This is a genomic window from Streptomyces sp. NPDC090798 (assembly GCF_044768965.1).
Lineage (GTDB): Bacteria > Actinomycetota > Actinomycetes > Streptomycetales > Streptomycetaceae > Streptomyces.
The window spans coordinates 129,625-148,878 of the sequence record NZ_JBIVXA010000006.1 but is presented as its reverse complement, the minus strand read 5'-3'; the positions used below and the strand labels follow the sequence as shown (position 1 = coordinate 148,878).

The following is a 19,254-nucleotide window of genomic DNA, read 5'->3' as shown; positions in this document are numbered from 1 at the left end:
ACGACGGCTTCGCGGGCGTGCCGGGCACCGGGGGAAGTCCCCACAGCGCCCTCCAAGGGGCGATGCAGCAAGCCCTACCCGCTGTGCGCGCGCCTATGCACTGAGTTCCCAAGAGCGGAGCCGGTCGTTCAAAACGGGGCGCGGGTGAGTGGACCAATGCGCCCCGCGCGCCGTCGCGTTCACAGGCGTCAACGGTCGAGGTGTTTGCGCAAAGTCCTGTCCACCCGGTCCATCGTGCGGTCGAGGATGTCGGCGACGAGCTTGCCGCGCTTGGGCCGCGCCTCGATGTTCCCCAGCACCGCCAAGCCTTCGACGTAGACCACGGGGGCGTCGGGGTCGCCCCCGTCCGTGGTGTGCGTCTCGAAGTTGCCGAGGACTCCGCCGCCGCTGCCACGCAGCGAGACGTTCTCCGGGACCTTGATCTCGACGTTGCCGAAGACCGAGATCGCCTTGATCACGACCTGTTGGTACTCGAAGATCGCCTCGCTGAGGTCGATGTCGACGGAGCCGAAGACGGCGTACGCGTGGATGCGGCGCCCGGCGCGCCAGCGGCCCTTGCGCACGGCGGCGCTGAACACCGCCACCACGTTCTCGTCGGCCTCGGCCGGGATGCCGCCCGGCTGGGGGCGGTTGGGCACGGACGTGTACGCGGGGGCCGCGCGGCCCGCGCGCGCGGTGGGCAGGTCCTGGACGAACCGGTCGAGCTCTCCCACCGTCTTCGTGGCCAGCACCCCCTCGATCCGCTCGGCGTGCTCGTCGGCGGTGAGGCGCCCCTCGGCGAGGGCATCGCGCAGAATGTCGGCGATCCGGTCACGGTCGGCGTCGGAGGCCCGGAGTTCGGCGTCGGAGGCCCGGGTTTCGGTGCGCTTCTGAAGGTCCACGACAGCAGCGTACCCAAACGCGATAGATCGCGACTACCCCTTCTCGCGACCTGTGGAAAACCGCCCCTTCGCGCCAACTGAGCCTTACCTCACAGACGCACCGTCCGCGCCAGGTTCTACGCTGGTGGACGCTGCCAATGGAGGCATGCCGCTGTCTGTCGAGTGAGGAATGGGCTAGTGCCTGAGTTCGCGTACACCGATCTGCTCCCCCAGGGAGAGGACACCACCCCGTACCGGCTGGTGACCTCCGAGGGTGTCTCCACCTTCAAGGCCGACGGGCGCACGTTCCTCAAGGTCGAGCCGGAGGCGCTGCGCAAGCTCGCCGCGGAGGCCATCCACGACATCCAGCACTATCTGCGGCCCGCGCACCTGGCGCAGTTGCGGCGCATCATCGACGACCCCGAGGCGTCGGGCAACGACAAGTTCGTCGCTTTGGACCTGCTGAAGAACGCGAACATCGCGGCCGCCGGCGTGCTGCCGATGTGCCAGGACACCGGCACCGCGATCGTCATGGGCAAGCGCGGGCAGAACGTGCTCACCGAGGGCGGCGACGAGGAGGCCCTCTCGCGCGGCATCTACGACGCTTACACCAAGCTGAACCTGCGCTACTCGCAGATGGCTCCGCTCACCATGTGGGAGGAGAAGAACACCGGGTCCAACCTTCCGGCGCAGATCGAGCTGTACGCGACCGACGGCGGCGCCTACAAGTTCCTGTTCATGGCCAAGGGCGGCGGTTCGGCGAACAAGAGCTTCCTGTACCAGGAGACGAAGGCCGTTCTGAACGAGGCCTCCATGATGAAGTTCCTGGAGGAGAAGATCCGTTCGCTGGGCACGGCCGCCTGCCCGCCGTACCACCTGGCGATCGTGGTCGGCGGCACGAGCGCCGAGTACGCCCTGAAGACCGCGAAGTACGCTTCCGCGCACTATCTGGACGAGATCCCGGCCGAGGGCTCGGAGCTCGGTCACGGCTTCCGGGACAAGGACCTGGAGCAGAAGGTCTTCGAGCTGACCCAGAAGATCGGCATCGGCGCGCAGTTCGGCGGCAAGTACTTCTGTCACGACGTGCGCGTGGTGCGTCTGCCGCGGCACGGCGCGTCCTGCCCCGTCGCGATCGCGGTGTCCTGCTCCGCCGACCGGCAGGCCGTCGCGAAGATCACCGCCGAGGGCGTGTTCCTGGAGCAGCTGGAGACCGACCCCGCGCGCTTCCTGCCGGAGACCACGGACGAGCACCTGGACTCCGCCGGGGACGACGTCGTGCGGATCGACCTGAACCAGCCGATGGACGACATCCTCGCCGAGCTGACGAAGTACCCGGTCAAGACCCGGCTCTCGCTCTCCGGCCCGCTCGTCGTGGCGCGCGACATCGCGCACGCCAAGATCAAGGAGCGGCTGGACGCGGGCGAGGAGATGCCGCAGTACCTGAAGGACCACCCGGTGTACTACGCCGGTCCGGCCAAGACCCCCGAGGGTTACGCGTCGGGTTCGTTCGGCCCCACCACCGCGGGCCGCATGGACTCCTATGTGGAGCAGTTCCAGGCCGCGGGCGGCTCCAAGGTGATGCTCGCGAAGGGCAACCGTTCCGCGCAGGTCACAGGCGCCTGTGACGCGCACGGCGGCTTCTACCTCGGCTCCATCGGCGGCCCCGCAGCGCGGCTCGCCCAGGACTGCATCAAGAAGGTCGAGGTCGTCGAGTACGAGGAGCTCGGCATGGAGGCCGTCTGGAAGATCGAGGTCGAGGACTTCCCGGCCTTCATCGTCGTCGACGACAAGGGCAACGACTTCTTCAAGGACCCGGCCCCGGCCCCGACGTTCACGTCGATCCCGGTACGGGGACCTGGGCTGGCGTAGCGTCCCGGGACGCCAGAGGCAGCTGTTCGCTGCATGGACGCGTCCCGCCACGCCCCGCTGCTGTCCCACTTCGTCCCAGGAACGAGTGGGACAGCATTTTTGTGAGCTTTGCCGGAAACCCTCCGTGATGACCGGACCACAGCCTGTGGTCCGCAGGTCATCTCGGAGGGAAATCCCATGATTGGTCGCACTTTGCGCAACGGCCTGGTGGCCGCGATCGCGGCTGTCGCCGTCTTCCCGGTGACAGCCGTCGCCTCCGCCGCCCCGGCCGCCCCGCACGTTCCCGGCCGGGGCGCCGCGTCCTCGCCGGTCGCGTCGTCGAGCTGGTACCCGGTGTCCCCGCAGTCCTCGATCCTCGGCCTCCAGCGCGCCCCGCACACCCTGCCACTGGCCCCGAGGCACCACCGCAAGCACTACGTGATCACCCACGCGCGCCACACCCGGCACGTCCTGGGCCGGGTGACGACCCACCACGCGCGTCTGCACGTCCGGTCCGGTCCGGGTACCGGCTACCGGGTCGTCGGCTCGCGGTCGGCCGGCCGCGTGGTGACTCTCGTCTGCAAGAAGAACGGTTCCTCCGTCATGGGCAACTCGCGCTGGTACAAGCTCGCCCACGGCCGGGGCTACGTCTCCGCCCACTACGTCCGCAACAGCAGCGCCGTCCGCTGGTGCTGACGACCGCCTCGCCGCTCGCCCCCTGAGGTCCGGCGCCGGCCGGCGGGGCGAGGTCCGCCCCGCCGGCCGGTAGGACAAGTCGATCAGCCGACGACCCCACTCCCCTGACGAAACAGCAGGTCAACTCCCCTTCATATTCGGTTCGCATTCGGGCGATCGGGGTGTGCCCGGGCGCCGTGCGAGGGAACACATCAGGGCGGTCACCCCGGCAGGGCGAGGGAGCGAGAGGAAGAGCCACGTGAGGGTCAAGAGACAGCCGCTGCCCGACTCGTTGGACGAGACAGAGCACAGCAACGCAGAACATCCGAAAAACATGGAACGCCTGAGAACATCACATATCGACACGGGGCACATCGGTACGGACCGCATCGATGCGGCCCGCGTCGGCACGGAGGACATCGACGAGGAGCAGCTGCTGATGGAGCGGCTCCGGTGCCTCAAGCAGCGGACGGGGCTGAGTCTGGCCGCGCTGGCCTCCGTCACCCCGTTCAGCAAGTCGACCTGGCACCGCTATCTGAGCGGCGATCAGTTTCCGCCGCGCTCGGCGGTCGAGTCGCTCGGCCGTCTGGCGGACACCGACCCGGGTCCTCTTCTCTCCCTGTGGGACGCCGCGTCCCGGGCCCAGTCCAGGGCGGCGACCCCGCCCCCGGGGGGCCCGGTCCCACAGGCCGCGGTTCCGGACGCGCCGGTTCGGGGCCGGCGCGTCCGGGGGTCCAACCGGGCCGTCATCGCCCTCGCGGCGATGGCGGCCACGGTGGTGGTCACCGCGGGCGCCGCCGACGTCCTCGACCCCGACCAGCCCGCGGCGCCCGCGAGCGCCTCCTGCCGGGGCCGCGACTGCCAGGGGCAGTTCCCGACCTCCGAGGCCTGCGGCCGTGACGCGCGCACGGAGAGCACCGTCACGCGCGCCGGGCAGGTCGTGCTGCTGCGTTTCTCGCCCTCGTGCGCGACGGTCTGGTCGGAGGTCCGCACCAGGACCGGCGGGGCGCGGGAGATCTCGATCAGATCGGACCATGACGAGCTGTCCGCCGCCTACCGGGGCGACCCCTCGGACGGCTACAGCAGCCCGATGCTGGCCGCGTCGAGCCCGCGCGGGGCGGAGGCCTGCGCCACGGTCGGCGGGACGTCGGCGTGCACCGGCCCGCTCGGCGGCTCACGGAGCTGACTCCCCGGGAGAAACGGGGGCCGCCTTGCCGGGAACACGGGGCACGTCCGCGATGCTGTCCCCACTGGAGGTGATCGTCGATGGCCGACGAACAGGCAGCCCCGTACCGGATCGAGCACGACTCCATGGGTGAGGTCAGGGTGCCCGCGGACGCGAAGTGGCGTGCCCAGACCCAGCGGGCCGTGGAGAACTTCCCCATCTCGGGTCAGCGCCTGGAGCGCGCGCACATCGAGGCGCTGGCGCGGGTCAAGGGCGCGGCCGCCAAGGTCAACGCGAAGCTGGGGGTGGTCGACAAGGACGTGGCCGAGGCCATCCAGGAGGCGGCGGGCGAGGTCGCCGAGGGGCGCTGGGACGCGCACTTCCCGGTGGACGTCTTCCAGACGGGTTCCGGAACGTCCTCCAACATGAACACCAACGAGGTCATCGCCACGCTCGCGACCGAGCGGCTCGGCAGGGACGTACACCCCAATGACCACGTGAACGCCTCGCAGTCGTCGAACGACGTGTTCCCGTCCTCGATCCACATCGCGGCCACCGCCGCCGTCACCCGGGATCTCGTTCCGGCCCTGGAGCACCTGGCGGCCGCCCTGGAGCGGAAGGCCGAGGAGTTCGCGGACGTCGTGAAGTCGGGGCGTACGCATCTCATGGACGCCACGCCGGTGACACTCGGGCAGGAGTTCGGGGGGTACGCGGCGCAGGTGCGGTACGGCGTCGAGCGCCTCCGGGCCTCGCTGCCCCGGCTCGCCGAACTGCCGCTGGGCGGGACCGCCGTGGGCACCGGGATCAACACGCCGCCCGGGTTCTCCGCGGCCGTCATCGCGGAGGTGGCGCGGGCCACCGGGCTGCCGCTCACCGAGGCCCGTGACCACTTCGAGGCGCAGGGCGCGCGGGACGGGATCGTCGAGACGAGCGGGCAGCTGCGGACCATCGCGGTCGGACTGACGAAGATCGCCAACGATCTGCGATGGATGGCGTCCGGTCCGCGCACCGGGCTGGCCGAGATCAGCCTGCCCGACCTCCAGCCCGGCTCCTCGATCATGCCCGGCAAGGTGAATCCGGTCATTCCCGAGGCGGTGCTGATGGTCGCGGCCCAGGTGATGGGCAACGACGCGACGGTCGCCGTCGCCGGGGCGGCCGGCAACTTCGAGCTGAACGTCATGCTTCCGGTCATCGCGAAGAACGTCCTGGAGTCGATCCGGCTCCTCACCCACGTCTCGCGCCTGCTCGCCGACCGCACGGTCGACGGGATCGTCGCCCACCGTGAACGGGCCCGCGAGTACGCCGAGTCCTCGCCGTCGGTCGTGACACCGCTCAACAAGTACATCGGCTACGAGGAGGCCGCCAAGGTGGCCAAGAAGGCACTGGCGGAACGCAGGACGATCCGCGAGGTCGTCCTGGAATCCGGCTACGTGGAGCGCGGTGACCTCACCCTGGAGCAGCTGGACGAGGCGCTGGATGTCCTGAGGATGACGCATCCGTAAACGGCGTTCACCCCCCGGATGACCTTGGAGGCCATTGGATGACGCCTCCGTTACGTCATTCGCTCCATGGCGCGAACCGTGACGCGCACCGCAGCGTCGTATGCCTGTGGCACCTAATATCTGGTCATGGCAGAGGGTGGAGCGGTGAGGCGAGTGGCGGCGGGCGGGTCGACGGTGTACTGGGCCCCCGGGAGTCACATTCTGTGGCGGTACCGGGAGAACGCCGGTGAGCACTTCCACATCTGCCGCCCCGTGACCGTCGTACGGGACGACGAGGAACTGCTCGCGGTGTGGATGGCGCCCGGCACGGAGTGTGTGAAGCCCGTGCTCGCCGACGGTACACCGGTGCACGGAGAACCGCTGGAGTCCCGCTACACCAAGGCACGAACGGTGCAGCGGGGCCGCTGGTTCGGCAACGGAGTGCTGAAGCTCGCGCGGCCCGGCGAGCCCTGGTCGGTGTGGCTGTTCTGGGAACCGGGCTGGCGGTTCAAGAACTGGTACGTGAACCTGGAGGCGCCGCTCGCCCGTTGGGAGGGCGGGGTCGACTCCGAGGATCACTTCCTGGACATCTCCGTGCACCCGGACCGCAGTTGGCACTGGCTCGACGAAGACGAGTTCGCACAGGCGCAACGGGCCGGATTGATGGATACTCAACTGGCCGCACAGGTAAGAGAGGCAGGGCACTGCGCGGTGGAGGTGATCCGTGCCTGGGGCGCGCCGTTCTCGGACGGCTGGCAGCACTGGCGCCCGGATCCCGCCTGGCCGGTTCCTTCCCTGCCGGATGACTGGGACCGTACGCCCGCGCACGTGTCCTCATGAGACCCTTGATGCGCCCCCGTGGTACAACCGTAGGATCGTCCTCCGCAAGGGCGCACAGCAGCAACTCCCGCAGCATGCGCTGGGCTTGACCATACGTCACCGAGGGGCGGCAGGACGTGAGCGAGGGGTACGAGGGCCACGGCGGTACGGTCGGCGGACGGCCCGCCGGGCCGCACAGGGCGTTCGGCCCGACGACGGCGTTCACGTCGGCGACGGGCAGGCCCCGTCCTGACGACGCGCAGATTCCGTTCCCGGGACACACATTCCGGGTATCGGGGCTGCGGGACGAACTGCACGCACGGCGCGCAGCCCCGGACGGATGGATTCGACACGCGTGACGGAGCACCCCACCTCGCACGAGCGCCGCCAGAGCGGCGCCGGCCGGCCCTCCACCCCCGCGGACCCCCGCGGGGCGCTCCTGCGTACCCCGGAGCCGTTGCGCGCGCCCGGCGCATTACCCGCACAACCCGCCCGCACCGGCGACGCCCCCACCGGTTCCGATCCGGGCACGCCCTGCGGCCAGCACGGATCGTCAGCCACCCAGGCGTCGGCGAGCACCGACACGCCGTCGCCCTCGGGCACCGGCGCGTCCACGCCGCCGCCCGCCTCCCCCGGGCCCGAACACTCCCAGCCCTCGGCCAGCGAGCCCGACGCGCACCGCCCGCGCCCGGCTCCCGAGGGCATCCCGGCCCAGCCGGGCATGGAAGGCGACCGGCCGTCCGGGAACTCCACGGGCACGGACCGGCGTACCGGGCAGGGGCTGCCGCACGCGGGCCCGATGCCGATGCGGCGTGACGGGGACCGGCTGCGCTTCGTGGGCGCGGCGACCCGGCGGATCGCCCGCGGTATCGACCTGGACGAGATCGTCATGGGTCTGTGCCGGGCCACCGTGCCGACCTTCTCGGACGCGATCCTCGTCTATCTGCGCGACCCGCTGCCGGTCGGCGACGAGCGGCCCACCGGGCCCCTCGTCCTGCGGCTGCGGCGCACCGACCGGATCCCCGAGGAGCGGGACACCGAGAACGGCTTCATGCCCGCGCTGCGGCCCGAGCCGAACGAGCTTTCGGCGATGACGGCCGAGCTGTGCGAGGTGCGCCCGGGCGGCGCCCTCGCCGAGGTGCTGCGCGGCGTGCGCCCGGTCTTCGCGGACGCGCCCGCCGCCCGGGCCGCGCTGCCCGAGCTGCTCGGCGACGAACTGATCGTGCCCACCGGCCAGCGCGCGATCCTCGCCCCGCTGCGCGGGCGGCGCCGGGTGATCGGCGCGGCGCTCTTCGTGCGCCGCCCCGAGCGGATGGCGTTCGAGACCGACGATCTGCTGGTCGCGGCCCAGCTCGCCACGCACAGCGCGCTCGGCATCGACAAGGCGGTGCTGTACGGCCGCGAGGCGTACATCGCCGACGAGCTGCAGCGCACCATGCTGCCCGAGACCCTGCCGCGCCCCACCGGAGTGCGGCTTGCCTCGCGCTATCTGCCGGCCGCGGAGACCGCCCGGGTCGGCGGCGACTGGTACGACGCGATCCCGCTGCCGGGCAGCCGCGTCGCCCTCGTCGTCGGTGACGTCATGGGCCACTCGATGACCTCGGCCGCGATCATGGGCCAGTTGCGCACCACCGCGCAGACCCTCGCCGGGCTCGACCTGCCCCCGCAGGAGGTACTGCACCACCTGGACGAGCAGGCCCAGCGCCTGGGCACCGACCGCATGGCGACCTGCCTGTACGCCGTCTACGACCCGGTCGCGCACCGGATCACCATCGCCAACGCGGGCCATCCGCCGCCGGTGCTGCTGCACCTGGGCGGCCGGGCCGAGGTGCTGCGGGTGCCGCCGGGCGCTCCCATCGGCGTAGGAGGAGTGGATTTCGAGGCGGTCGAGCTGGACGCGCCCGCCGGGGCGACGCTCCTGCTGTACACGGACGGCCTGGTCGAGTCGCGCCTCAGGGACGTGTGGACCGGCATAGAGCAGCTGCGCGAGAAGCTCGCCGCCACCGCGCAGCTCACCGGCCCGGACCATCCACCGCCGCTGGAAGCGCTCTGCGACGAGGTGCTGGACATGCTCGGTCCGGGCGACCGGGACGACGACATCGCGCTGCTCGCCGCCCGCTTCGACGGGATCGCGCCGAGCGATGTGGCGTACTGGCACCTGGAGCCGGAGGACGCGGCCCCCGGGCGGGCCCGGCGCCTGGCCCGCCGGGCGCTGTCCCGCTGGGGCCTGGAGGACATGAGCGACTCCGTGGAGCTGCTGGTCAGCGAGGTCGTCACGAACGCCGTGCGCTATGCGTCACGCCCGGTCACCCTCCGTCTGCTGCGCACGGACGTGCTGCGCTGCGAGGTGGGCGACGACGTCCCGCAGCTGCCCAGGCTGCGGCAGGCGCGCGCCACGGACGAGGGCGGTCGTGGCCTGTATCTGGTCAACAAACTGGCCAGACGGTGGGGCGCCACGCGTCTGAGCACCGGAAAGGTGGTCTGGTTCGAACTGAACCGGGGCTGAATGGACGGGGAGCGGAGGGGTACGCGATCCACCTCGCCCCACGGCGGCCCGGTTGCCGACATCCTGTCGGCAGAGTTGACTGCTGAGGTGAGCGAGGCGATCTGACGACTCTCTTCTTGACGGGAGGACGCTCGTGACGCAGGCACCCCAGAAGGCTCCGTACACGACGAACAACGTCGGTATTCCGGTGGAGAGCGACGAACACTCGCTGACCGTCGGTTCCGACGGCCCGATCCTGCTCCAGGACCATTACCTCATCGAGAAGATGGCCCAGTTCAACCGGGAGCGGGTCCCCGAGCGGGTGGTGCACGCCAAGGGCAGTGGCGCATACGGGTTCTTCGAAGTAACCAACGATGTCAGCCAGTTCACCAAGGCCGACCTTTTCCAGCCGGGCAAACGCACCGAGATGCTGGCCCGTTTCTCCACCGTGGCCGGCGAGCAGGGTTCGCCCGACACCTGGCGCGACCCACGCGGCTTCGCGCTCAAGTTCTACACCGAGCAGGGCAACTACGACCTGGTGGGCAACAACACCCCGGTCTTCTTCGTCCGTGACACGATCAAGTTCCAGGACTTCATCCGCTCGCAGAAGCGCCACCCGGCGACCGGGCTGCGCAGCAACGACATGCAGTGGGATTTCTGGACCCTCTCCCCCGAGTCCGCACACCAGGTGACCTGGCTGATGGGCGACCGGGGCATCCCGAAGACATACCGCAACATGAACGGCTACGGGTCCCACACCTACATGTGGATCAACGGCGCCGGTGAGAAGTTCTGGGTGAAGTACCACTTCAAGACCGACCAGGGCATCGACTTCCTCACCCAGGCGGAGGCCGACGAGCTGGCCGGGTCGGACGCGGACAAGCACCGCCGGGACCTGTACGAGTCGATCGAGTCCGGGAACGCGCCGAGCTGGAGCCTGAAGGTCCAGATCATGCCGTTCGAGGACGCGGCGGACTACCGCTTCAACCCCTTCGACCTGACCAAGGTCTGGCCGCACGGGGACTATCCGCTGATCGACGTCGGCAGGATGACCCTCGACAGAAATCCCGAGGACTACTTCATCCACATCGAGCAGGCCGCCTTCGAACCGTCCAACCTGGTGCCGGGCATCGGTCCCTCGCCGGACAAGATGCTGCTCGGCCGGCTGTTCTCCTACCCGGACACACACCGGTACCGGATCGGCCCGAACTACGCCCAGCTGCCTCCGAACCGCCCGCACGCCCCCGTGAACTCGTACGCCAAGGACGGCCCGATGCGCTACGAGCCGTCGCTCGCGGCCCGTCCGTACGCGCCCAATTCCTACGGCGGCCCCGCGGCCGACTTCTCCCGCTTCGGCGACCCGGCGAGCTGGGAGGCCACGGGCGAGCTGGTGCGCGAGGCGTACAAGCCGCACCGCGAGGACGACGACTGGGGCCAGCCGGGCACGATGGTCCGCCAGGTCCTCGACGACGCGGCCCGCGACCGTCTGGTCTCGAACGTCAGCGGCCACCTGAAGGCCGACGTCTCCCGCCCGGTCCTGGACCGCGCCCTGCAGTACTGGCGCAACATCGACAAGGAACTGGGCGACCGGATCGCCCACAACGTCAACGGAGGCTGAACACTCCGGAACGCACGACAAGGGCGCGAAGACCGGCCGTACCGGTCTTCGCGCCCTTGTCGGTCACTGCTGGTTGTTCGGGTTGAACGGGTCCTCTGGTGTGATCTCGTCGGTCGGGGTCCCCGTCGGAGTGATCGGGAGTGTCGTCGCCGGGGTGGTCGGGGGCTCGGACGTCGGGGTCGGCGGCGCGCTGGTGGTGGGCGGCTCGCTCGTCGGCGGCTCGGTGGTCGGGGTCTGCGACGGTGTCTCGCTCGGCGTCTCGCTGATCGTCGGCGTGGTGGTGGGCGCCATCGCCGCGCCCTGGGTGGTGTCCAGGTCGAACGTGCTGACGCTGCCCATCGCGTTGAAGGTGTACGCCGCCCATATCTGGGCCGGGAAGCCGCCGCCGTTGACACGGCCGCCGCCCGCGGCGCCCTTCAGGGAGACCTGCGTACCCTGCTTGACCACCTTGCCACTGCTGTCCTTGCGGTCCTTGGGGACCTCTCCGAACAGACCGACCGAGGTGACCAGGTTCGGTGTGTACCCGGTGAACCAGGCCGACTTGTTGTTGTCGGACGTACCCGTCTTGCCCGCGACCTGCTGGCCGTTGCGGTCGACCGCCTGGGCCACCGAGACCTGGGCCGTACCGTCGTTGACCACGCCGGTGAGCACCGAGGTGACCGTGTCGGCCGCCTGGGAGCTGATGGCCGGGTCGCCGATCGGGTTCGGGAAGTCGACCTGGCTGTCCTTGTGCTCGGCCGAGGCGACGAGGGCCGGGGTGACCTTCCGGCCGTGGTTGTCGAGGGTCGCGTAGATGCCCGCCATCTCCAGCGGGCTCGCGCCCATGGTGCCGAGGGTCTGCGCGGGCACCGCCTGCATACCCTTGGTGTCCATGCCGAGCTTGCCGGCGACCTTGAGGACCTCGTCCATTCCGACGTCGACGCCCATCTGCGCGAAGACGGAGTTGATGGACTTGTTCATCGCGGTCTGGACGGTGACGTCGCCGTAGTTCTGGTCGTCCTCGTTGGGCGGCGCGAAGCCGATGCTGCTGCCCTTGACGGAGCGACCGCTGGTGCCGTCGTAGACCGTGTCCGCCGTGATGTCCTGGCCGTCCTGCGTCTTGGCCTGCTCGTCCAGGGCCGCCGCGAAGATCAGCGGCTTGAAGGTGGAGGCGGGCTGGTAGTCACGGCGGGTCGCGTTGTTCACGTAGTGCTTGAAGTAGTCCTCGCCGCCGTACATCGCCACGACCTTGCCGGTCTTGGGGTCGACGGACGCGGCACCGGCCTCGACATCGCCGTCGACCCTGCGCTTCTTGGCGTCCAGCTTGCCGGTGAGCTTGGTCTTGACGGCGACTTCCAGCTGCGTCTGCTTCTTCTTGTCGATGTTGAGCGTGATCGTCCAGCCGCCCGCGTCGACCAGCGCCTTGGCGTCCTCGTAGTTGGCGGCGGCGCCCTTGGCCACCAGCCGGTTGGCCAGCGCGCTGTTGGCCGCGTCCACCAGATAGCCGGTCTGGCCCTCCATGCCGGGCACGCCCTTGGGGTCCTGCGGGTACGGGAACTTCATGGTCGCGCGCTTGGCGGCGGACAGCCAGCCCTCCTCGACCATGTTGTTGAGGGTGTAGTTCCAGCGGGCCGTGACCAGCCGCTTGCCGGTGGGCGTGGCGACACCCCAGTCGTACTGGCTCGGGGCCTGGAGCAGCGAGGCGAGGTACGCGCCCTGCTCGACCGTGAGGCGGCTCGCGTCCTTGCCGTAGTAGGCCTGGGCCGCCGCCTGGATGCCGTAGGAGTTGCGGCCGTAGTAGCTGGTGTTGATGTAGCCCGCGAGGATGTCGTCCTTGGTCTGCTGACGGTCCACCTTCAGCGCGATGACCAGTTCCTTCAGCTTGCGCGTCACGGTCTGGTCCTGGGTGAGGTAGTAGTTCTTGACGTACTGCTGGGTGATCGTCGAACCACCCTGCTTGCCCTTGCCGGACAGGGTGTTGATCAGACCGCGGGCCGTGCCCTTGAGGTCGACGCCGGCGTCCTTGTAGAAGGACTTGTTCTCCGCGGCGACGAAGGTCTTCTGGACGTCCTTGGGCACCTTGTCCAGGCCGACGATCTCGCGGTTGACCTTGCCCGTGCGGGCGAGCGTGCTGCCGTCGCTGTACTTGTAGATGTTGCTCTGACGCTGTGCGTCCGCGTTGCCCTTGGGTATGGAGACGACCATGTAGAGCACGATGAAGGCGCCCATGCCGAGCAGACAGAAGCCCAGGAAGGTGCCGAGGATCGTCTTCCAGTTCACGAACCGGCGTATGCCGGTGCGGCGGGGCTTCCCTCCGGACGAGGGCATGGCCGCCGCGCGGCGGCCACCGTGCTGCCGCGCTCGTCTCTCTTCCGCTCGTCCCATGGCTGCGTCCGCTCCGCTCGCTCTCGTGTCGCGCTCTCTTGTACGCGTGTCCTGCCGCGTTCACTCACGCGCTCGGGTGTCGCGTTCGTGTTCGCGCGTCACACAGGTTCGCCGCTGAGGTCAGCTCAGCAAACTAACACCACGTGCTATGACAAAGGGCTGTCGATCCGGTCTTTTGCGGACGTGACAATCAGCACGTACTACTCAGGACTTCTCACCCGCCCCATCTCATCCGCCCCATCTCAACCGACGAGCTGGAGGGGTGGACGGTTGCCATGCCGGGTAAAGTGATATCACTTAGATAGGCCTGGACGGCCTTGGACGGGTGGGGGTCATACGGGCTTCCGCCGTACGAAAACGGGGGCACCAATGCCGGAACACGACTCGACTCCCAGCGACTCCACCCCTCTCGCGGATGTGCCGCGGATGCCCGATCCTCGGGTACGGGAGTTCGCCGCGCACAGCATCGGCGGCGGGCTCGCGCTGCTGTTCGGACTGGTCGGGCTGCTGCTCGGCGCCGGCCTGATCGCGGCCGCCACGACGGTCGCCGCCGGCGGGGCCAAGGCCGCGCTGATCGTCCCCGGCATCCTGATCGGCCTCGCCGCGTTCATCGCGATGTGCGGGCTGAACACGGTGGCGCCCGGGGAGGCGCGGGTCGTCCAGCTCTTCGGGCGGTACCGGGGGACGATCCGCCAGGACGGGCTGCGCTGGGTCAACCCCCTCACCTCCCGCACGAAGATCTCGACCCGGGTACGCAACCACGAGACCGCCGTCCTCAAGGTCAACGACGCCTACGGCAATCCGATAGAGCTCGCCGCGGTCGTGGTCTGGAGGGTCGAGGACACCGCGCAGGCCACCTTCGAGGTCGACGACTTCCTGGAGTTCGTCGCCACGCAGACCGAGGCGGCGGTGCGGCACATCGCGATCGAGTACCCCTACGACGCCCACGACGCCGACGGTCTCTCGCTGCGCGGCAACGCCGAGGAGATCACCGAGAAGCTCGCCGTCGAACTGCACGCGCGTGTGGAGGCGGCCGGGGTCTCGATCATCGAGTCGCGCTTCACGCATCTCGCGTACGCTCCCGAGATCGCCTCCGCGATGCTCCAGCGCCAGCAGGCCGGGGCGGTGGTCGCGGCGCGGCGGGAGATCGTGGACGGGGCGGTCGGGATGGTCGAGGCCGCGCTCGCCCGGATCACCGAGCGGGACATTGTGGAGCTGGACCCCGAGCGGAAGGCGGCGATGGTGTCGAACCTGTTGGTGGTGTTGTGCGGTGACCGGGCTCCGCAGCCCGTCCTGAACACGGGGTCCCTCTACCAGTGACGGATCCCTCCGGGGGGCCGGACCCCGAGCGTCGGCCACCGCCGCAGCAGCGCAAGCAGGTTCTGCTCCGGCTGGATCCGCTTGTCCATGAAGCGCTGGCTCGGTGGGCGGCGGATGAGCTGCGCTCGGCGAACGCGCAGATCGAGTATCTGCTGCGGCGGGCGCTCGCGGAGGCGGGGCGGTTGCCGGGTGGGGCGGGGCCGATTCCTCGACGGGGGCGGCCCGCTTCCGCGACGGGGGAACCGGAGGAGTAGACCCCACCCCCTCCCTGGGGGCTCCGCCCCCGGCCCCCCGGGTGGGTCTGCCGCCTGCGGGTGGGTGGGGGCTGATCGCGCAGTTCCCCGCGCCCCTGAAGGGCGGGGGTGGCTCTTTGACCGCGGGCCCGTGGGGGCCGATCGCGCAGTTCCTCGCGCCCCTGAAGGGCGGGGGTGGCTCTTTGACCGCGGGCCGGTGGGGGCTGATCGCGCAGTTCCTCGCGCCCCTGGAGGGGCGGGGGTGGTTCTTCGACTGCGGGCCGGTGGGGGCTGATCGCGCAGTTCCTCGCGCCCCTGGAGGGGCGGGGGTGGTTCTTCGACTGCGGGCCGGTGGGGGCTGGTCGCGCAGTCCCTCGCGCCCCTGGAGGGGCGGGGGTGGTTCTTCGACTGCGGGCCGGTGGGGGCTGGTCGCGCAGTTCCTCGCGCCCCTGGAGGGGCGGGGGTGGTTCTTTGACTGCGGGCCCGGGGGGTCCGTCGCGCGGTTCCTTGCGGTGCTGGAAGTGTCGGTCCGTGCGACGTTCGGGAGGGGGCCGCGCCGTGCGGCCCGTCCGGCGTTTGAGGACGGAGGCCGAAGGCCGGTGCCTCACCCGTCCCGGCCCGCTTCTTTCAGCCCGTCCGGCGTTTGAGGACGAGGCCGTTCAGGGCGATGAAGGGGGTCCGGGGGCGGAGCCCCCTGGGATGGGACGGGTAGGGGCGGCGGGGGCGAGGAAATCGTGGTGACGGAACCGTGACAATCGGAGGTGACCTGCACGGACGCAGGGCTCACCATGATCTATTCGCAGCGTGTATACGTGCGATGTATACGCCGTGTGTAGAGTGCTCGGCATGTCCATCGGTCACACCCTCCTAGGACTCCTGGAGTCCGGGCCCCGTCACGGTTACGACCTGAAGCGGGCCTTCGACGAGAAGTTCGGTCACGACCGGCCGCTGCACTACGGCCAGGTCTACTCGACGATGTCGCGGCTGCTCAAGCACGGACTCGTCGAGGTAGACGGGATAGAGGCGGGCGGCGGCCCGGAGCGGAAGCGGTACGCGATCACCGACGCCGGGATCACCGACGTACAGCAGTGGCTCGCGACGCCGGAGAAGCCCGAGCCGTATCTGCAGTCGACCCTCTACACGAAGGTCGTCCTCGCGCTGCTCACTCACCGGGACGCGTCCGAGATCCTCGACACCCAGCGGTCCGAGCACCTGCGGATGATGCGCATCCTGACGGACCGCAAGCGCAAGGGCGACCTCGCCGACCAGCTGATCTGCGACCACGCCCTCTTCCACCTGGAGGCCGACCTGCGGTGGCTGGAGCTCACCGCCGCGCGCCTCGAAAAACTCGCCGAGGCGGTAACCCGATGACCCCCGCAGGCTCCCTGCTCACGGCCCACGACCTGCGCAAGGCGTACGGCCCCACCAGCGCCCTCGACGGCGCCGGGTTCTCCATCCACCCGGGCGAGGTCGTCGCCGTGATGGGCCCCTCCGGCTCCGGCAAGTCGACCCTCCTGCACTGCCTGGCCGGCATCGTGACACCGGACTCCGGGTCCATCGTCTACAACGGCCAGGAGATGGCGACCATGAACGACGCCCAGCGCAGCGCGCTGCGGCGCAGCGAGTTCGGGTTCGTGTTCCAGTTCGGGCAGCTCGTTCCCGAACTGACCTGCGTCGAGAACGTCGCCCTCCCGCTGCGGCTCAACGGCACCGGGCGCAAGGAGGCCGAGCGAACCGCCCTGTCCTGGATGGAACGGCTGGAGGTCGACGACCTCAAGGGCAAGCGGCCGGGCGAGATATCCGGCGGCCAGGGACAGCGGGTCGCCGTGGCCCGCTCCCTCGTCACCAGCCCGCGCGTGCTCTTCGCCGACGAGCCCACCGGCGCCCTCGACTCCCTCAACGGCGAGCGCGTGATGGAACTCCTCACGGAGGCGGCCCGGTCGACCAACGCGGCGGTCGTGCTGGTCACGCACGAGACACGGGTGGCCGCCTACTCGGACCGCGAGATCGTCGTACGGGACGGCAAGTCCAGGGACATGGAGCGCATCGTATGAAACTGGGTCAGTGGTCCAGGGATCTTGCCATGGGGGTCCGGTTCGCCTTCACCGGCGGACGCGAAGGGTGGGTCCGGGCGCTGCTGACGGCGGTCGGCGTGGGGCTCGGCGTGGCGCTGCTGCTGCTGACGACGGCGATACCGAACGCGCTGTCCGTGCGCAACGACCGCAGCAGCTCGCGGGACGACTTCACGTACAACGGGAAGGTGTTGCCGAAGGCGGACGACACGCTCGTCATCGCCCGCACCGACACGACGTTCCGCGACGACGACGTACGCGGCCGGCTCCTGGAGCCCGACGGCGCTCGGGCGCCCCTGCCGCCGGGCGTCGGGAAGTTCCCCGCGAAGGGCGAGATGGTCGTCTCCCCCGCGCTGGACAGCCTGCTCAAGTCCGGCTCCGGCAAGCTGCTGCGCGACCGCCTGCCCTACCGGGTCACCGGCACCATCGGGCAGTCCGGGCTCGTCGGACCCGCCGAACTCGCCTACTACGCGGGCGCCGACGGGCTGGAGAACCAGCTGGCCGGCGGCAACGTCGAGCGCATCACCTACTTCGGGCCCGCCGCCGGGAACAAGTCGGAGCCGCTGGACCCGGTGCTGCTCCTGCTCGTCCTGATGATCTTCATCGTGCTGCTGATGCCGGTCGGCGTGTTCATCGCGGCGGCCGTGCGCTTCGGCGGCGAGCGCCGGGACCGCCGGCTCGCGGCGCTGCGGCTGGTCGGCGCGGACGGACGCATGGTGCGCCGGATCGCGGGCGGCGAGGCACTCGCCGGAGCGCTGCTCGGGCTCGTCCTCGGCACCGGCTTCTTCCTGGCCGGGCGTCAGCTGGCGGGGCTGCTGAAGGTGCGCAACATCAGCGTGTTCCCCAGCGACCTCAATCCGTCGGCTGCGCTGGCCGTGCTCGTCGCCGTCGCCGTACCGGCCGCGGCCGTCCTGGTGACGCTGTTCGCGCTGCGCGGGGTCGTCATCGAGCCGCTCGGCGTGGTCCGCACGACCAGGCCGCCGCGGCGCCGGCTGTGGTGGCGGCTGCTGCTGCCGCTGGGCGGCCTCGGGATGCTCTACCCGATGATCGGCCAGGGCAACGGCAACGGAAACTTCAACCAGTGGTTGGTGATCGGCGGCACGGTCCTGCTGCTCGTCGGCGTCACCGCGCTGCTGCCGTGGGTCGTCGAGGCCGTCGTGGCCCGGCTGAACTCCGGCTCGGTCGCCTGGCAACTGGCCGTGCGCAGGCTGCAGTTGAGCAGTGGTACGGCCGCCCGCATGGTCAACGGCATCGCGGTCGCGGTGGCCGGGGCGATCGCGCTGCAGATGCTGTTCGCCGGGGTCGAGGGCGACTACACCAAGCAGACCGCCAACGACTTGAACCGGGCTCAGATGGAGGTCTCCCTGCGCGGCGACGTGCAGCTGGGCGAGGCCGGGCGGGAGCTCGCACGGACCGAGGGCGTGCGCCATGCCTCGGCCGTCTCGCTGTCCTCGCTCGGCAACCGGGCGAAGAATCCGGACAACGAGCTGGAAGTGGCCGCCGGCAGCTGCGCGGAACTGCGCGAGGTGGCACGCCTGACCTCGTGCAAGGACGGTGACGTCTTCTCGATCCTCGGCGGCGACTACGGAAGCGAGACGAAAAAACTCGCCCAGCCGGGCAGCACCCTCTACTTCGGCCCGTCGTACGACGGGATGGAGACCCACCCGGCGGCCTGGAAGGTACCTGCCGGCATGAAGACGGCGGGGCCGCGCGAGGACCCGACGGGCTATGCGCGCGGCGGGCTGCTCATCACCTCGGGCGCGCTGCCCGCGGCGGCGGCGGAAAGCCTGAACCAGAAGGTGTTCGTCACCCTCGACCGGTCGGTGCCGGACGCCACCGACCACGCGCGCAACACCGCCGCCCGCCTCGATCCGCTGGCGAACGTGTTCACTCTGGCGGCCAGCGAGCAGTCGAAGCAGTTCCGGTCCATCCGCACCGGGCTGCTCGTCGGCGCCACCTGTGTCCTCCTGCTGATCGGCGCGAGCCTGCTGGTCTCCCAGCTGGAGCAGTTGCGCGAGCGCAAGAAGCTGCTGTCGGCGCTGGTCGCCTTCGGCACCCGGCGGCGCACGCTGAGCCTGTCGGTGCTGTGGCAGACGGCGATCCCGATCGGGCTGGGGCTGGCGCTGGCGTCGACGGTGGGCCTGACCCTGGGCTCGGTGCTGCTGAAGATGACCGGCTCTTCGGTCCGCCTGGACTGGATGAGCGTGCTGTCCATGGCCGGCATCGGCGCCGGCGTGGTCCTGCTGGTCACCCTGCTCAGTCTGCCGCCGCTGCTGCGGCTGATGCGGCCGGACGGACTGCGCACCGAGTGACG

Annotated in this window: 14 protein-coding genes; 12 read left to right on the top strand and 2 right to left on the bottom strand. The window is 70.1% G+C overall.

Translation table 11 applies throughout. The annotated features are described in order from the left end of the window. Window positions 1–188: 188 nt before the first annotated feature. A complete protein-coding gene (locus ACIQTP_RS15350; RefSeq protein ID WP_403400056.1) occupies window positions 189–881 on the bottom strand; it encodes a DUF1707 domain-containing protein in 693 nt (230 codons plus the stop codon). 177 nt (window positions 882–1,058) lie between these two features. On the opposite strand from ACIQTP_RS15350, the gene ACIQTP_RS15345 reads away from it, so the two are divergent. From ACIQTP_RS15345 to ACIQTP_RS15315, 7 genes are all read left to right on the top strand, one after another. Next, entirely contained in the window at window positions 1,059–2,729 is a 1,671-nt protein-coding gene (locus tag ACIQTP_RS15345; RefSeq protein WP_403400054.1) for a fumarate hydratase, read from the top strand. Window positions 2,730–2,906: 177 nt separating this feature from the next. After that, on the top strand, window positions 2,907–3,404 hold the full coding sequence (locus ACIQTP_RS15340) for an SH3 domain-containing protein (protein ID WP_403400051.1): 498 nt from the start codon (window positions 2,907–2,909) through the stop codon (window positions 3,402–3,404). Between the two features lie 313 nt (window positions 3,405–3,717). Then, window positions 3,718–4,569, top strand: coding sequence for a DUF2690 domain-containing protein (locus ACIQTP_RS15335; RefSeq protein ID WP_403400048.1), 852 nt, complete (start codon window positions 3,718–3,720; stop codon window positions 4,567–4,569). A gap of 80 nt (window positions 4,570–4,649) precedes the next feature. After that, on the top strand, window positions 4,650–6,050 hold the full coding sequence (locus ACIQTP_RS15330) for a class II fumarate hydratase (RefSeq protein ID WP_403400046.1): 1,401 nt from the start codon (window positions 4,650–4,652) through the stop codon (window positions 6,048–6,050). A 126-nt stretch (window positions 6,051–6,176) separates the two neighbouring features. Then, entirely contained in the window at window positions 6,177–6,869 is a 693-nt protein-coding gene (locus tag ACIQTP_RS15325) for a DUF402 domain-containing protein (RefSeq protein WP_179436447.1), read from the top strand. Window positions 6,870–7,188: 319 nt separating this feature from the next. Beyond that, window positions 7,189–9,354, top strand: coding sequence for a SpoIIE family protein phosphatase (locus ACIQTP_RS15320; RefSeq protein WP_403400042.1), 2,166 nt, complete (start codon window positions 7,189–7,191; stop codon window positions 9,352–9,354). Window positions 9,355–9,487: 133 nt separating this feature from the next. Continuing rightward, the gene (locus ACIQTP_RS15315) at window positions 9,488–10,951 is read left to right on the top strand and encodes a catalase (RefSeq protein ID WP_403400040.1); all 1,464 of its coding nucleotides are present in this window, start codon (window positions 9,488–9,490) and stop codon (window positions 10,949–10,951) included. Window positions 10,952–11,014: 63 nt separating this feature from the next. Here ACIQTP_RS15315 and ACIQTP_RS15310 read toward each other — a convergent pair whose 3' ends face one another. After that, entirely contained in the window at window positions 11,015–13,315 is a 2,301-nt protein-coding gene (locus ACIQTP_RS15310) for a transglycosylase domain-containing protein (protein WP_403400038.1), read from the bottom strand. Window positions 13,316–13,684: 369 nt separating this feature from the next. Here ACIQTP_RS15310 and ACIQTP_RS15305 point away from each other — a divergent pair, with 369 nt between their 5' ends. The 5 genes from ACIQTP_RS15305 (at window position 13,685) to ACIQTP_RS15285 (ending at window position 19,252) form a co-directional block, all read left to right on the top strand. After that, the gene (locus ACIQTP_RS15305; protein ID WP_402035322.1) at window positions 13,685–14,635 is read left to right on the top strand and encodes an SPFH domain-containing protein; all 951 of its coding nucleotides are present in this window, start codon (window positions 13,685–13,687) and stop codon (window positions 14,633–14,635) included. After that, entirely contained in the window at window positions 14,632–14,889 is a 258-nt protein-coding gene (locus ACIQTP_RS15300; protein WP_403400035.1) for a hypothetical protein, read from the top strand. The genes ACIQTP_RS15305 and ACIQTP_RS15300 overlap by 4 nt, the downstream gene beginning before the upstream one ends. A gap of 825 nt (window positions 14,890–15,714) precedes the next feature. After that, window positions 15,715–16,239 carry a PadR family transcriptional regulator gene (locus ACIQTP_RS15295; RefSeq protein ID WP_067368291.1) on the top strand — a complete coding sequence of 175 codons (525 nt, stop codon included), beginning with the start codon at window positions 15,715–15,717 and terminating at the stop codon, window positions 16,237–16,239. Next, window positions 16,236–16,922 (top strand): ABC transporter ATP-binding protein, encoded by a 687-nt coding sequence (locus ACIQTP_RS15290; RefSeq protein ID WP_403400032.1) that lies wholly within the window; start codon window positions 16,236–16,238, stop codon window positions 16,920–16,922. The genes ACIQTP_RS15295 and ACIQTP_RS15290 overlap by 4 nt, the downstream gene beginning before the upstream one ends. Continuing rightward, window positions 16,919–19,252 carry an ABC transporter permease gene (locus tag ACIQTP_RS15285; RefSeq protein WP_403400030.1) on the top strand — a complete coding sequence of 778 codons (2,334 nt, stop codon included), beginning with the start codon at window positions 16,919–16,921 and terminating at the stop codon, window positions 19,250–19,252. Before ACIQTP_RS15290 ends, ACIQTP_RS15285 begins: the two co-directional genes overlap by 4 nt. Window positions 19,253–19,254: the final 2 nt, after the last annotated feature.

Coding starts and splice junctions, on each gene's coding strand:
- ACIQTP_RS15310 (WP_403400038.1), bottom strand. CDS start 13,315: ATGGGACGAGCGGAAGAGAGACGAGCGCGGCAGCACGGTGGCCGCCGC.
- ACIQTP_RS15290 (WP_403400032.1), top strand. CDS start 16,236: ATGACCCCCGCAGGCTCCCTGCTCACGGCCCACGACCTGCGCAAGGCG.
- ACIQTP_RS15305 (WP_402035322.1), top strand. CDS start 13,685: ATGCCGGAACACGACTCGACTCCCAGCGACTCCACCCCTCTCGCGGAT.
- ACIQTP_RS15320 (WP_403400042.1), top strand. CDS start 7,189: ATGGATTCGACACGCGTGACGGAGCACCCCACCTCGCACGAGCGCCGC.
- ACIQTP_RS15285 (WP_403400030.1), top strand. CDS start 16,919: ATGAAACTGGGTCAGTGGTCCAGGGATCTTGCCATGGGGGTCCGGTTC.
- ACIQTP_RS15330 (WP_403400046.1), top strand. CDS start 4,650: ATGGCCGACGAACAGGCAGCCCCGTACCGGATCGAGCACGACTCCATG.
- ACIQTP_RS15340 (WP_403400051.1), top strand. CDS start 2,907: ATGATTGGTCGCACTTTGCGCAACGGCCTGGTGGCCGCGATCGCGGCT.
- ACIQTP_RS15325 (WP_179436447.1), top strand. CDS start 6,177: ATGGCAGAGGGTGGAGCGGTGAGGCGAGTGGCGGCGGGCGGGTCGACG.
- ACIQTP_RS15335 (WP_403400048.1), top strand. CDS start 3,718: ATGGAACGCCTGAGAACATCACATATCGACACGGGGCACATCGGTACG.
- ACIQTP_RS15295 (WP_067368291.1), top strand. CDS start 15,715: ATGTCCATCGGTCACACCCTCCTAGGACTCCTGGAGTCCGGGCCCCGT.